This is a genomic window from Brachyspira intermedia PWS/A (genome assembly GCF_000223215.1).
GTDB classification, from domain to species: Bacteria; Spirochaetota; Brachyspiria; order Brachyspirales; family Brachyspiraceae; genus Brachyspira; species Brachyspira intermedia.
This window is the reverse complement of the sequence record NC_017243.1, coordinates 1,470,365-1,484,860: the sequence shown is the minus strand read 5'-3', so window position 1 is coordinate 1,484,860 and position 14,496 is coordinate 1,470,365. Positions and strand designations below refer to the sequence as shown.

The window sequence follows — 14,496 nt, the reverse complement described above, 5'->3', positions numbered from 1 at the left end:
AAAAAAATTTTATTTACATAAAATGCAATTTTTATATGAATAAATATAATATTTTTTCATTATTTTTCAAGTCTAATAAGTAAATTATTTTTATTAATTTCGGAAATATTTGAATGTTTTATATTATAAATTATTCTCTGTTTTATCCTAGAAATAATGCTTATTTCATCATTATAATATGATAAAATATCTAAAATACTATTTGTAATATCTATAAGATATTCATTAGATTTTCTTGAACATAATCTGCTGTAAATTTGAAGAATATATTCTCCAAAATATTTTATAAGTCTTATATCATTAGCAAGTATGGCAGCATTAATATGATAAGAATAAATTTTCAATGCATTAATATTATCTTCTTTAATGTATCTATCTAAAAATATAGAAAACATTTTTATATACTCTAAACTTTTATCTTTAAGTTTATCGCATATCTCATCTTTATTTATTATATGAACCGAATATTTTAAATTTAATACTATAACATCATCTTTATCATAATCAAATACAATACTATCTTTAGAACAATCTAAAGGATTATCCATTTTTAGTCTGATATTATCTATGTATCTTAATTTTTTATTAGTACTGCTGCAGCTAGTTTTTGAAGTATCAACCACAAACAAATACTCTATATTTTTTGTTTTATTAACTATAGATCTTTTAGCCCCTCTATACTTAGTATATTCAGAAGTAACAATATCTAATTTACCTCTACTTTCAAGTATTGATATTAAATCATCATATTCAATTATTCCATCAGTAGAATAACTCATTACTATATGCTTAGAATCTATATTGTCTAATAAATTTATTAAAGTATCCTTAGCTGTTTTTTTATAACAGTACATTGATTTAGTTTTAATCCAATCTTTTCTAATGCCGCCTTTATCTGTTTTTTTACCGTCTATATATATATTCTTATTAATTGCAGGCTTATCCCATAAAGCTATAGTATTAAGCAAATGATAATTGCTTCCATATTGATGCTGATTATATGGAGGATCTAAATACACCAAATCAAAATGCTTATTTTTATTTTTTACAACGAACTCATTAGCATCAAGCATACTTACATGACATTGCTTACCATTATATAAAGGTATAGGCTTTAATGATATAGGGGCCATAATTCTATGCAATGCATCCTTATTTCTTCCGCCAAAACCTGCATGAAAAGCTTTGAAAACTCCGGAAGTATTTGTATGAGTGGCAGATTCATATATAATTGAAGCTATAAGATAATAATATTCTTTTTCATTTATTGCATTATTTTTATAAAGCATTTCTATGTTATGCCTTATAATATCAATTCTCTTTGCATTGTAATGAGTATAAAAAAGTCTTTCATTCATTAGATCAGGATTTTCATCATTTGAAGGAGCATAATATTTTGATATATATCTATCATCATCATCTATATATTCAATATTATTAATCATGTTTATTGTATTCTCTGCCCCACCGGTATGAATAAACATATTAGATAAATCTTCTTCATTAATACATAAATGAGCATAGTTTAAAATATAAGAATAATATTCCCAATCATTAGAATAAACTTCTAAATCCATAGTTTTTAAAAGTCTTGAAACACTTCCGCTTCCTGCAAATAGATCAAGAGCAGTATTTACATTGCCATCTTCTTCTAAGATTCTAGAAATAGTGTTTTCTATAAATGAAAGAAGTCTTCTTTTATTACCAATATATGCTATTAAATTTTCTTTTAAATATTTATCTCTTATATTCGCTTCAGTATTAGTTATCATAATCTTATTATCATAATATAGTTTACATAATAATATTAACATAATACAAAGAAAATATCAATATTATATAAATAAACATATATTAAGATAAATATTTATAAAAATCATATATACCATTGGAAACATTTTAATGTTATTTTTTATTTCATACTATTAGAAACTTAATAAGCAGATTTTTTTATATAAATCAATTACAATATTATCATTAATATAATTTTTAATAATTTCATTATAACCTATCTTACATTTTTATTATTAAATAAATTATATACTAACATATATATTATACTATATATATACTTACTTTACTTAATACAAATCATACATTGAATAGTTTTATATATTCAATAATTTTACTGTATGATATAGCCTTAGTATTTCAATTTTTTTCTTTTAATTTTTTAATTTACAATCATTATAAAATTATATTTTCAACAACATTAAAAAAGCGATGCATATTTATATTATACATCGCTTATAAACTCAACTAAGAAAAATTATTTATTCATTAAAAACATTATTAATCATATATTTTATTTGTACATAATTATTAATATCTACCTTGTTTGTAATAGTCTTAGTATAAATAAATATATCTTGCTGTGTTTTATACCATTTAGAAGCATCTCCATCAATATATGCCTTTTTTACTTCATCTCCAGAAAGCCATAGTCCTGTTTCTCTTTCTAAATCTACTTCCTCAACTGTTTTACCATTCATATCAGCAACCATTTTTACAGCTTCACTCATATTAAGCTGTCTATAATCCATAGCTTTAAGAATAGCTCTTGAAAACCTATTAACTATATCAGAATTATTATTTTGAAAAGAAGGCGTAACTACCCAACTGCTAGGAAAAGATCCTACATCAGAATAATCAACAGTTGTAGCAATAGATTTTACTTTATCCCCAAGACTATTTAATATCTCAAAACTGTATGGAGCCTGTACAGAAGCTGCATCAATAGTATCATTCATCATAGATGATACTATTGTATTTCCATTCATATTTATAATCTCTACATCATTTGTTTTAATGCCTAATGATTTAAGAGCTAAATAGAGTAAAATTTCAGAAGAAGTTCCTAATTGCGTACCAACCTTTTTACCTCTTAAATCTTTTACAGACTCTATATTAGCAGCATTTCTTACTATAATTTGTTCGGATCTGCTTAAACCATTAGGAAATAATACATTAACTTTACCTTCAATAGCAAGAGAATGTGCTCCATGTCCTATATAAGCAAATTCCAAATTTTTTAATAGCATCTCCTCTATTTCAGAAGGACCATCTAAAAACTCTATTAATGTAACATCTAAATGTTCTTCATCAAAGTAACCATTCTCTTTTGCTATAGCAACAGCAGATGTTCCAGAAAAATCAGGCATATATCCAACTCTTATTGGATATTTCCTTGCTGGAAAAACATTTACTGTTTTTTCTATTTTTTCTGTTTTTTCTTCACATGATACAAACAGTATCATAATAATAAATGATAATAATAAAATATTTTTTTTATACATATTGACCCCTAACTATAATTAATAAATATTACTTAATTATATTCTTTATTAATTATAAAAAATTTCAATATGAAAATATGAAAAACTTCTTTTTTACCATATTATAAATTGAATAATTTATTTCTATCTTATAAATACAACATTTATAGGTGATTTTTATTTTTGTTCAAATACCACATTGTATAAATATTTAAATACTACTTATTAATATTAACTATATACTAAATACAAATTAGTTATTAAATATCAAAAATATTTGTATATTCAAAAAATAGTAAATTATATCTATATCATTTATAATATTTACGTAGTCAAATCAATATACTATTTCTGATATCATATATATAATTTTAGCTTTTTTATCTATAAATTTAAAAGAGTATCTCTTAACTATTTATAAATTTATTATAATTAATTAGTATATTAAAAATACAATAATTGTAAGATAAATATAATAATTATTAATAATTTTTTTATACAAGTTAACATACTTCATAAATTTATAATACAAACTTTCGATAATAATTGAAAAGATATATTTTTATGGGGTTTTTTATTATGAATATGCAAAATGATTATGTCTTTAATGATGAGAAAATATATGTGTTATTAGAAGAATTCAGTGATTATTTACAAACTTTAAATTTTGCTGCTCATACTATCAATAGTTATAATAAAGATTTAAAAGAATATTTTCAATTTTTACATAGTAAAAATATACCATTAGATGAAGCTAATCATTATACAGTAAGAGATTATTTAACTTTTTTAAAAGAAAAGTCATTAACCAACTCTACTATGTCAAGACATTTATCATCAATAAAAAAATTCTATAAATATTTGATAAGAAATGGCTATTCAGATAAAAATAGAATAGTAGATATGAAAAGTCCGAAAAGGGAGGAACATATAGCCAAATTTTTATCTATAGAAGATATAGATAGTATATTAGCTATAGATGATGAAGGAGATTTTACACTCATCAGAGATAAAATGATGGCACTGTTTATGTATGCGATAGGACTTAGAGTATCTGAACTTGCTTCATTAAGACTTAGTATGATAAAAAAAGGATCAGAAACATTAAGGATATGCGGTAAAGGTTCTAAAGTGAGAGATATACCAATACTTCCTATAATATATGAAAATTGGGATATATACATGGAAAAAAGAAGAATCATTCAAAAAGAATATTCTGAAAATAATGACTATTTATTTATAAATAGATTTGGAAAGCCGATAAGTGACAGAAGCATAAGAACATCTATGAAACGCTTAATAAGAAATGCAAATATATCTATAGATTTTTCTCCTCATACATTAAGACATACATTCGCTACACATTTACTTAATAATGATGCTGAAATTAGAGGTGTTCAGGAATTATTAGGACATGAAACTATAGCTACAACTCAAAGATATACTCATGTTACAAATTCAAGACTATTTGAAGTATACAATAAATTTCACCCTCATTCTAATAATTAAAAAATTTTTTATCGCAAATAAAATTTTAGGCATATTAATTAATTTAATATGCCTAAAATATTTAACAATTTTTTATTATTAATAAAAATTATTTGTTATTTTTTTTACTTCTTTTTATACTTCTAAGATGTAAGTATACTGTATGATGTGAAATATTCAAATAATTCGCTACTAATTGAACAGATTCTTTAAACTCAAATATACCCTGAGCATATAATTTTTTTATTATTGTTTTATTATAAACAGAAGGCCCTACTTCATCTTTATCAACAGTTCCTATAACTTTTTTAAGAGCCTCTATAATAATATCTTCTGATTTACTATTTTTACTTTCTTTTACATCAGAACTAATATTATCAGGTATAAATACTTTTAATGTATTAACAAGAGAAATATCAAATTTCCAACTTATAACCATCATAGCTATAGGAATACCGTTAGAATTCTCTATAACTGTATAATTTATTTTATGACATTCTCCTGTAACAGTTTCAATAAAATTATTTTTAAAAAATTTATTATTATTTTTATCTAGTATCTCATTTAATATGCTTCTGTCTTTATCGGAAATAGCATCACCAATACTTTTATTATGCATATATTCATTAACCATAAAAACTATAGGACAATCCTCATTTTCAAAAGAATATATCACTATTTCTACATTATCCCCAAGATACTTTCCTAAGGATATAGAAATATTTTTATAACTATTTAATATACTAAAATCTTCTTGGGTGTATATATAATTATACATTGCTTCTCCAACTTTTATTATTAATACTGTTATAATATAATAATTTTTTATATTTTCCAAATTTTTTAACTAAAATATTTGTTTTATTATTTTATAAATGTATAATTATAACAATAATAACTAGCGTAGGTAATTAAATGGAAATTAATTTAGATAACTATGTAACAATACCATTAGAAAAAATAAAAGATTATAAGGAAGTAATACTAAAAGATAAAATAGAAATTATTTCTAAAAATGAAAATGGTGTGGTTAATGTTATACCATATAATAAAATAGATTATTTATTCAATAATAATTTAAAAGAAAATCCATTATTTGCTGGGGCTCAATATTATATATATAAATCTTATTTGGATATGATAGAATTTTTTGTAAGTCCAAATGAATTAAATAGTAAGGATTATTTCTATTCTATTTTCACAAACTGTAAAGATCCTATAGAAAATACTCAAAAATATCAGGAAGCTATACTTGAAAATATATTATCTATAAACGAATATAAAAGAGTTGAAAATATAAAAAATTTAATCATAGAACTAGAAATAGAAGAAAACAGAGATAAATTTACTTGTAAAGCTGCAAGTTTACTTGGAGAAATATTAGTGAGACTTGGGCTTATGATAAGAATAAATGTAATAGGCAATATATCTGAAAATAATGAAAATTATAAAAACATATATGAAAGTACAAAATATAATACAAATTATGAAGAATTAATGAAAAGTATTTCTGAAAGTACTTTCGTATTACTCAATAAAAATTATGAAAAGACAGATATGTTTAACGATGTAATAGGATTTACAGGATGCAACATAATAGATCATAGTAATAGACTATTCATTAACACTATAGAATTTATGATATTCTATAATAAAAATATTAGTATGGGTATGCTTTCAAAAATAAGAGCTAAATGGAAAAATGATTATATGCCTTATTATATAAAAGTATCAAAGAAAAATAAATTTATAAAAGACATATCCAAATTAGACAATATATTTAAATTAGGAATAAGACAATTTGATTATAGTGAGATTGTAAATATGTCTATAGCAGCACTTTTGCATGACATCACATTAACAGAAATAATTAATTATTTGCCAACAGAAAATATTAATATAAATAATGAATTATATGCACATGCTATTAAGTCATATAACTATATAAAATATTCAATATCTAATAATCAGGATATAAATTTGGCTGTTGGAGTTCATCATGAATACTATGGCTACGGACATGGACTTGCTATGACAATATGCGAAGCTATGAAAGCTAAAAGACCAAATTTTGAATATCCATATTTGATAAGTTTTGATTCTAAAGATATATTTAATTTCACATCTTTTATATTTTATCCTGTAAAAATTATAGAAATATTAGATTTATATGATTTTCTAAAATATAAACATGATATTTGTATAAGTGAAATCAATACAGATTCAGAAATAATAGATTATATGTATGATAATTTTTTGAAAGATGAAGTAAAAATAGATTATATAATATTTTCAATTTTCAAAAATTATTTATCAGAGATGAAAAACTTTTAATTAATAAATACTAAATTATATAAAAAGGGATAACTATGCGTTTTTTAACAATTTTATTTATTATTTTATTCAGTATTTCCTGCTCAAATAATGCTGATAAAACACAAACTACTACATCTGAAAGTGTATTAGATTATGTTCAAGTTGATTCACCAAATTCATTTGCACCTTTAGGAATAAGTATAACAGTTGCACCTCCTGAACATGGACAAAATGGAAAATATTTTATAGTTAATAAAAATATTGCAGAATCTACATTTGACTATATGAATAATGCTTATATATACAGAGCATCAAAAGATAAAGAGGCATTATTATCTCTTTATGGAGATTATCAAAATGATATAAATAAAAATTTCACAGAAAATGAATACAAAATAGATGTGGAATATAATATAACTTCTTTTAATGAAAAATTTACATTATGGAAAGTAGACGATATTTATTATACTTTATCCACAAAAACAGAAGATGATAAAGATTTAACTAATTTATCTGTACTTTATGTGAATTCAATACATTGGAATAAAAAATAATTAACTAACATAAAAAATAAAAGGGCTTATATTAAGCCCTTTTTTATTAAAATAATTTCAGCTAAGTAATACAATATTAATCCTTGGATTAAAAGCATAATGCTGTTCTATTTTTTTTCTAGTATCCTCTATCAAATTAATAACATCTTCAGCTGTACTTTCAGTTTTAGCATCATATAATGATTCATTGATAATATAGTTTGGAAATCTTTTATGCCATTTCATAGCTCCAAATTGCATATCAAGTCCGCCTACTCTCTCCACCATCTCATAGGCTTTTACATCATAAAAATCTTCAAATACAGGTCCTATACTAGCATCTGTAGGAGCAACAGAGCCTCTTATATATCTAAACCAATCTATTCTATTATCAATACTTTCAGGACTATCTTTTTCTAATACCAATACTGCTGATAATATAATAATAAATCTTTTTTCTTTATCAGTTAAAGCTAAATATTCATCTTTACTTAATTCTGTTACAGTGCAATCTTGTTTATTAAATAATGTTACAGACTTCACTAAATTAAGAAGAGATATTCCAAAAGATTCTAATTTATCATATATAGCTGCCCCTATTCTAGTATTAACTAAAGCTACAAACTCTAATCCGGATAAATTTCTAATTCTAGCCTCATGCGAAAGTCTTTCTAAAATAGCAGAACTATTAGATTTTAAGACCCCATCATCTAAAAATTCAAAAGATTCAAATTCTCCTTCTAATGATACTATTATGCCATTATAACCATTATCAGAAACTATAACCTTACTAGTATCACCCATCACAAAATAATCAATAACATTCTTATACAAGAAATTAGCAAGTTCTAAAAAATCAGATATTTTTTTCACAACAATATATAAGTCAATATTTCCGCCTACATTAAATCTGCTAAATTTACTAAAGGCTTGGTTTATGTAATATTCTATATTTTTTTCTTTGAGAAAGCTCTCAACCATTTTGTAATTTTCTTGCATATTCATTGCTAATCCTTACTATATTGCCCGCTCCCAAAGTCAATATTATATCTCCATCTTTTTTCATATCATCAAGTACCGGCAATACATCTTCTATATTTGGAACATATCTTATATGCTCATTTTGTTTTCTTACCACATCGCATATAATCTCCCCACTTATTCCTGCTATAGGAGCTTCACCTGCTGCATAAATATCGCTAATAATAACTTCATCAGCATCATTAAATGCAGATTCAAAATCATTAAGAAGAAGTTCTGTTCTGCTGTATCTATGCGGTTGGAATACTGCTATTATTCTTCTGTTTTTATAAGCATTTTTAACAGATGCAAGTGTAGCTTTTATCTCTGTTGGGTGATGAGCATAATCATCGAATAAAGTTATCTCTTTATCATAAAGTTTATTTAATCTTCTTCCTACACCCTCAAAAGTTTTCAATCCTTCTTTTATATCAGCAATATCAATACCTAAATGAATACCTACACCTATTGAAGCTAAAGAATTCAATACATTATGAATTCCTATAAGAGGAACAGAAAATTCTCCCAAACATTCATTATTATGATAAGCTGTAAAATAAGTGATAGGTGCTTCTACCCTAATGGAATCTTTATCAACATAAAAATCATAATCCTTTGAAAAACCATAGGAATAGAATTTTTTATTTGCACTTTTTGATAAATCTTTTACAACACTATCTTCAAAGCATAAAAATGAACATCCGTAAAAAGGAACTTTATTAATAAACTCTAAAAAAGCAACTCTTAAAGCCTCAACATTTCCATAATAATCCAAATGATCATTATCAATATTAGTAACTATATTAATTACAGGAGAAAGCCTTAAAAAACTTCCATCACTCTCATCTGCCTCACATACCATATATTCACTGCTTAAATCATTACAAGCTGCATTGCTCTTCAAATTAAAATGATTTCCGCCTATTATACAAACAGGATTAAGTCCAGCATGCATCATTATCTGACTTATAAGCGATGTAGTTGTAGTTTTACCATGAGAACCTGATATTGCTATACCATATCTTAAACGCATAAGCTCGGCTAACATTTCACCTCTAGGTATAACTGTTATCTTTTTTGCTTTTGCTTCAATAATCTCTTCATTAGTTGGACTTATAGCGGATGAAGATACAACCGCAGTAACATCATCTTCTATATTTTGAGCCTTATGCCCATAATATACTTTTATACCTGCAGCTTCTAAAGATTCTGTTTTTGCTGTTTTAGCTAAATCGCTTCCTGTTATAGTAAAACCTATAGCATTTAATACACTTGCTATAGCACTCATTCCAATTCCGCCTATTCCTATAAAATGTATCTTTTCTTTTCTTTTTGTAAACATATGTTCCCCAATATTTAATATTTTAGTATAATCATTTTTTTTCTAGAATTCCAGTTATATCATCAACTATTGAAGATACAGCTCTTACACTCCAATCATTTTTAATATTTTCCCTCATTTTTTTAATCTCTCTTCATTATTTAAATTATTCACAATAACATTTTCTAACTTTTCTTTATCCAAATCAGATTCCTCTATCAAATATGCCATATCCTTATTAAGCAAGTCTAAAGCATTAAAATACTGATGATTATCTGTCGCATAAGGAAAAGGTACTAACAATGAAGGAACATTAACAGCTAATATCTCACTGATAGAACTGCTTCCAGCTCTAGATATAACAAAATCCGCAGCATGAAGTAAATTTGCCATATCTTTATAATAACTATGCACAAAAACATTTTCAAATTTAGCACTATTTACTTTAGCAATTATATCATTAGCCCATTTAGGACCAGCAAGCCATACTATATATAAATTATTAACCTTAGCTTTTATATCTTTTATGCATTCAAAAAATAATTCATTAAGTTTTAAAGCACCCTGAGAACCTCCCATAACAACTAAAAGCTTATCATCTTCTTTTAATTTCATAACACTTCTAGCACTTTCTCTATGAACCACAAAGAAATCGTTTCTTACAGGATTACCAAACACTTTTCCATTAGGCATAAACTCTAAAGTTTTTGAAAAAGTTAAATATGCTCTTTTGGCATTTTTATAAAATATTCTATTAACCTTACCAGGAATAGAATTCTGCTCGCATAAAAATATAGGTATGTTTTTAGTTTTTGCAGCATAAAGCATAGGAAATGATACAAATCCTCCCATACCTATTACACAATCAGGCTTATGTCTACTAATTATATTATATGATTTCATCAAAGCCGGTATAAATTTTAACATAAATATTATTTTCTTGAAAAAATTACCTGGAGAATTAATATTTATAGTATTAAAATCATAATTGCTCGGTATCAAAGGATAATCCTTTTGAGCAACAACAAGTCTAGGTTTATGTCCTTCTTTTTTCATATAATCATATATAGAAATAGCAGGAGTTATATGTCCGGCAGTTCCGCCGCCGCATAAAATTACATTCATTGTTCTCTCCTTTGAGTTATTTTTAATAAGATACCTACCATTATCATATTAACAACTAAAGCATTTCTACCATAACTAATGATAGGAAGTGTCATACCAGTAGTAGGCAGCATAAGTGTAGCCACCATTATATTTAAATATGCCTGCACACTAATAAACATTGTAATAGCAAATGAAAGATTTTTTAAAAACAGATCTTTAGTACGCGACGATATTATAAATCCCCTAATAGTAAATGATAAAAATAAAAGCAATATAATAACATTCCCTACTAATCCATATCTTTGAGATACAGAAGCATATATAAAGTCTGTTAAAGCAGCAGGCAAATGAGTACTAACATCGGCTATATATTCATCAGGAATTCCTGTAACTCCTCCATAATTAAATGCCAACTTAGCCCTTCTAATTTGATAAACCTCTTCTTCAGGCTGACTTTGAGGATCTAAAAATGATACAACTCTGCTCCTCATATAAGGTGTATTGAAAATAAAAATAAGAAAAAGAATTAATAATAAAAGACCTGAAAGTAATATTGATCTTAAAGGTATGCCTCCATAAAAGAATATAGCAAAACCAACTATAGAAAATAAAAGTGCAGTACCAGAATCCGGCTCTATTAAAATAAGTCCTGAAACAATTATCAAAATAGATAGAGGCGGAAATAATCCTCTTTTAATATCTATTAACTTCTCACCTTTTTTACTCAAAACACTAGCAAAATATATACTGCATGTTATTTTAGCGATTTCTGAAGGCTGTATAGTAATTCCAAAAGGAAGAAGAAGCCATCTTTTTGCATAACTCCCAGCAACCGTTATACCAAAAAAATATACTAAAACAAGAAGTATTAAAGTAAAAAGCAGAATAAGAGGCACCATTTTATCCAAAACCGTAAAGAAATCCGGGACTATCATAATAATAATAGTGAAAACAAGCATAAATGATAATAATTTCAAATGATTAGAAAAATATGCCGTATTAGGCTCATGTATAGTTTGCGCCCCATATATAGAAACTAGCCCTGCTACAAGCAAAGCTATATATATTATCAATAAATATTTATCAGGAAACAATTTTCTGCTTATCATAAACACTCTTTAGTTTTATAGTATCTTATAACCTAATGACATTTTCAATTCTATAAATGTCGTATTATTATAATGAGGAAGTCCGACATGAAGTCCAGCTGACGCTCCTACATTAAAAATCAAAGTTTCTTTTAAAAAATTAAAGTTTATAATACCAGTTATGCCAAATTTATGGGATAAATGTTTTGAATTAATCAAATATGTAAGACCATAATATCCGCCTATATAAAATACGCTAATCTTTCCTAAAAGATAAAAATCATTGATTAATTCAAACTCACTTTTCGCATGCAATATTGAAGTTCTGGGATCATAATAATATTTTTTATCACCAACATTCACATAAGACATATTCAGATTATTTATTAAAATAAAATTATTAAATTTAAATATAAAATATGGAGAAATATTTATTATATACCCAAATGCATTACCCTTTTCCATAGCATATAATTCATCAAAAGAATAACTGACATCTTTACTATCAAATCCGGCATAACCGAAATTCATAGCATTAAACATAAAATCAGCATACCCACTTACTCTAATACCTAAAAATGATAATGGCTTCACATCTACATATAACCCTACCATATCTGAAGATAATGAAAAATTATTCTCTATACCGAAATCAACTTTTGTATCTTTAAATAGAAAATTGGTAGCATTCTTATAAAAATATAATCTATAATACAATCTAGTTTCTAAATTAAATTTTATATGATTAAATCCTCCCAAAGCAGTTTGTTCTATAAAAAGTTCATTACTATAAATACCGGTATTAGTATTTACCGCTAACTTCCTTTCATATATGTCCATATTAAAAATAGTATTTATATCTGCAAAAACAATCTTTGAATATATAAAAACTAACACTATAAGAATATTTACTTTTTTCATCCAAATCTCAAAAATTATGAAAACTTTTTTAATATGATACTTTATAAAATAAAAAATCAAGATAAAAAACACCATTTTACTATTTTAACATATAACTAATATATACAAAAAATAGATTGAAAAAAAGGATATATATGATATTATAATATATATTTTATATCTTACTCAAGGCATTTGCTGATGTATAGAAGTATTATCAAATCGATAATGGAAAACAGAATCGAAGTCATCAAAAAAGACTCTACTTTGTTAGAGGTGGCTTCTCTTGTCTCTAAATCTTCTAATAAAATATTAGCTGTTATTAATGATTCAGATAAAATAATAGGAATAGTTAATTATAATGAATTATTAGTAAATATATTGAAAAATGCTAATAAAAAAGATTCAAAAAACATATTTAATAAAGAAATATCATCTTTTATGAATAAAAATCTTATAGTAGCACATCCTGAAGATGATATATCAGTAGCATTTGATATAATGAAAGAAAATAAAATAGATTATCTAATAATAATTAATAATGATAATTATCCTATTGGAATAGTCAATATATATGATATATATGAAACTATAATAAAAATAAGAATGCGTAGTATGAGCATTGCAATTAATGAAGTAGAAAAAAAATCTTCTATGGAAAAAGATAAAGTAATAAAAAAATTAATGAAAGAAATTGATACATTGCATGCTCAATCAACCATAGATCCTTTAACAGGATTATTTAATGTAAGATATTTCAATAAAATTATAGAAGAAGAAGTAGAAAGAGCTAAGAGATATAAATACAGCATATCTATCATATTTATGGATCTTGACCATTTCAAAGATATTAATGATATATACGGTCATGATTGTGGAAATGTAGTTCTTCATGAAATAGGAAGATTACTTAGCAATAGTTCTGATAATATTAATATGCTTAGAAAAAGTGATATAGCTATACGTTATGGCGGTGAAGAATTTATTGTTATATGCCCTAATACTAAAAAAGAACAAGCTTATATAGTGGCAGAAAGAATAAGAAAAACAGTAGAAAAGAAAAGATTTGCTTATGAATCCACTATTATAAATGTTACTGTAAGTGTAGGAATTGCTGAACATAAGGGAACGTCTAAAAAGCCTATAGCTGAAACTATAAAAAATGCCGACACTGCAATGTATGAAGCTAAACATCTTGGAAGAAACAAAGTAATACTACATTAATATTCTTTTAATTCATTTTATTAAATCATATATACAAAAAACAATATAAATAATACAATGACAATTTAAACAATGAGATATTATTATATAAAAATAAAGGCTGTCAATAAAATTAATTGACAGCCATAAATATTTTTTATTGTTATAACGATAAACTTTTTATTTGTAACTTATTTTAAGATTAGCTAATAAATAAAATTATCAGCTAATCATTTATTGCTTAA

Annotated in this window: 12 protein-coding genes; 4 read left to right on the top strand and 8 right to left on the bottom strand. The window is 24.9% G+C overall.

The window, feature by feature from the left end; translation table 11 throughout:
• Nucleotides 1-59 precede the first annotated feature (59 nt).
• Both BINT_RS06505 and BINT_RS06500 read right to left on the bottom strand, forming a co-directional pair.
• Nucleotides 60-1,772 carry a DNA adenine methylase gene (locus BINT_RS06505; protein ID WP_014487761.1) on the bottom strand — a complete coding sequence of 571 codons (1,713 nt, stop codon included), beginning with the start codon at nucleotides 1,770-1,772 and terminating at the stop codon, nucleotides 60-62.
• Between the two features lie 501 nt (nucleotides 1,773-2,273).
• Nucleotides 2,274-3,296: an ABC transporter substrate-binding protein gene (locus BINT_RS06500; RefSeq protein WP_014487760.1), complete on the bottom strand. Its 1,023-nt coding sequence runs from the start codon at nucleotides 3,294-3,296 to the stop codon at nucleotides 2,274-2,276.
• A 558-nt stretch (nucleotides 3,297-3,854) separates the two neighbouring features.
• On the opposite strand from BINT_RS06500, the gene BINT_RS06495 reads away from it, so the two are divergent.
• Nucleotides 3,855-4,784, top strand: a complete 930-nt coding sequence (locus BINT_RS06495; RefSeq protein WP_014487759.1) for a tyrosine-type recombinase/integrase — start codon at nucleotides 3,855-3,857, stop codon at nucleotides 4,782-4,784.
• A gap of 88 nt (nucleotides 4,785-4,872) precedes the next feature.
• Here the strand turns inward: BINT_RS06495 and BINT_RS06490 are convergent, their stop codons facing one another.
• Nucleotides 4,873-5,541, bottom strand: a complete 669-nt coding sequence (locus tag BINT_RS06490; RefSeq protein WP_041177596.1) for a helix-turn-helix domain-containing protein — start codon at nucleotides 5,539-5,541, stop codon at nucleotides 4,873-4,875.
• Nucleotides 5,542-5,678: 137 nt separating this feature from the next.
• Between BINT_RS06490 and BINT_RS06485 the strand changes: the two genes are divergently transcribed.
• Both BINT_RS06485 and BINT_RS06480 read left to right on the top strand, forming a co-directional pair.
• Entirely contained in the window at nucleotides 5,679-7,097 is a 1,419-nt protein-coding gene (locus BINT_RS06485; RefSeq protein WP_014487757.1) for an HD-GYP domain-containing protein, read from the top strand.
• 35 nt (nucleotides 7,098-7,132) lie between these two features.
• Entirely contained in the window at nucleotides 7,133-7,633 is a 501-nt protein-coding gene (locus BINT_RS06480) for a hypothetical protein (protein WP_014487756.1), read from the top strand.
• A gap of 57 nt (nucleotides 7,634-7,690) precedes the next feature.
• Here BINT_RS06480 and BINT_RS06475 read toward each other — a convergent pair whose 3' ends face one another.
• The 5 genes from BINT_RS06475 to BINT_RS06455 all read right to left on the bottom strand — a co-directional run bounded on the left by BINT_RS06475 (nucleotide 7,691) and on the right by BINT_RS06455 (nucleotide 13,069).
• Complete coding sequence (locus BINT_RS06475; protein WP_041177306.1) at nucleotides 7,691-8,617, bottom strand: UDP-N-acetylmuramate dehydrogenase; 927 nt, start codon at nucleotides 8,615-8,617, stop codon at nucleotides 7,691-7,693.
• Entirely contained in the window at nucleotides 8,586-9,974 is a 1,389-nt protein-coding gene (gene murC / locus BINT_RS06470; protein ID WP_014487754.1) for a UDP-N-acetylmuramate--L-alanine ligase, read from the bottom strand. Before murC ends, BINT_RS06475 begins: the two co-directional genes overlap by 32 nt.
• Nucleotides 9,975-10,088: 114 nt before the next feature.
• Nucleotides 10,089-11,078 (bottom strand): UDP-N-acetylglucosamine--N-acetylmuramyl-(pentapeptide) pyrophosphoryl-undecaprenol N-acetylglucosamine transferase, encoded by a 990-nt coding sequence (locus tag BINT_RS06465; protein WP_014487753.1) that lies wholly within the window; start codon nucleotides 11,076-11,078, stop codon nucleotides 10,089-10,091.
• Nucleotides 11,075-12,169: an FtsW/RodA/SpoVE family cell cycle protein gene (locus BINT_RS06460; protein ID WP_014487752.1), complete on the bottom strand. Its 1,095-nt coding sequence runs from the start codon at nucleotides 12,167-12,169 to the stop codon at nucleotides 11,075-11,077. The genes BINT_RS06465 and BINT_RS06460 overlap by 4 nt, the downstream gene beginning before the upstream one ends.
• A gap of 15 nt (nucleotides 12,170-12,184) precedes the next feature.
• On the bottom strand, nucleotides 12,185-13,069 hold the full coding sequence (locus BINT_RS06455) for a hypothetical protein (RefSeq protein ID WP_014487751.1): 885 nt from the start codon (nucleotides 13,067-13,069) through the stop codon (nucleotides 12,185-12,187).
• Nucleotides 13,070-13,249: 180 nt separating this feature from the next.
• Here BINT_RS06455 and BINT_RS06450 point away from each other — a divergent pair, with 180 nt between their 5' ends.
• On the top strand, nucleotides 13,250-14,272 hold the full coding sequence (locus tag BINT_RS06450) for a diguanylate cyclase (RefSeq protein ID WP_041177305.1): 1,023 nt from the start codon (nucleotides 13,250-13,252) through the stop codon (nucleotides 14,270-14,272).
• The last annotated feature ends 224 nt before the right edge of the window (nucleotides 14,273-14,496 follow it).

Excerpts from the sequence above, each read along its gene's own strand:
- murC (WP_014487754.1), bottom strand. The coding sequence starts at position 9,974 with ATGTTTACAAAAAGAAAAGAAAAGATACATTTTATAGGAATAGGCGGA.
- BINT_RS06480 (WP_014487756.1), top strand. The coding sequence starts at position 7,133 with ATGCGTTTTTTAACAATTTTATTTATTATTTTATTCAGTATTTCCTGC.
- BINT_RS06490 (WP_041177596.1), bottom strand. The coding sequence starts at position 5,541 with ATGTATAATTATATATACACCCAAGAAGATTTTAGTATATTAAATAGT.
- BINT_RS06485 (WP_014487757.1), top strand. The coding sequence starts at position 5,679 with ATGGAAATTAATTTAGATAACTATGTAACAATACCATTAGAAAAAATA.
- BINT_RS06475 (WP_041177306.1), bottom strand. The coding sequence starts at position 8,617 with ATGAATATGCAAGAAAATTACAAAATGGTTGAGAGCTTTCTCAAAGAA.
- BINT_RS06450 (WP_041177305.1), top strand. The coding sequence starts at position 13,250 with ATGTATAGAAGTATTATCAAATCGATAATGGAAAACAGAATCGAAGTC.
- BINT_RS06495 (WP_014487759.1), top strand. The coding sequence starts at position 3,855 with ATGAATATGCAAAATGATTATGTCTTTAATGATGAGAAAATATATGTG.
- BINT_RS06460 (WP_014487752.1), bottom strand. The coding sequence starts at position 12,169 with ATGATAAGCAGAAAATTGTTTCCTGATAAATATTTATTGATAATATAT.
- BINT_RS06505 (WP_014487761.1), bottom strand. The coding sequence starts at position 1,772 with ATGATAACTAATACTGAAGCGAATATAAGAGATAAATATTTAAAAGAA.
- BINT_RS06465 (WP_014487753.1), bottom strand. The coding sequence starts at position 11,078 with ATGAATGTAATTTTATGCGGCGGCGGAACTGCCGGACATATAACTCCT.
- BINT_RS06500 (WP_014487760.1), bottom strand. The coding sequence starts at position 3,296 with ATGTATAAAAAAAATATTTTATTATTATCATTTATTATTATGATACTG.
- BINT_RS06455 (WP_014487751.1), bottom strand. The coding sequence starts at position 13,069 with ATGAAAAAAGTAAATATTCTTATAGTGTTAGTTTTTATATATTCAAAG.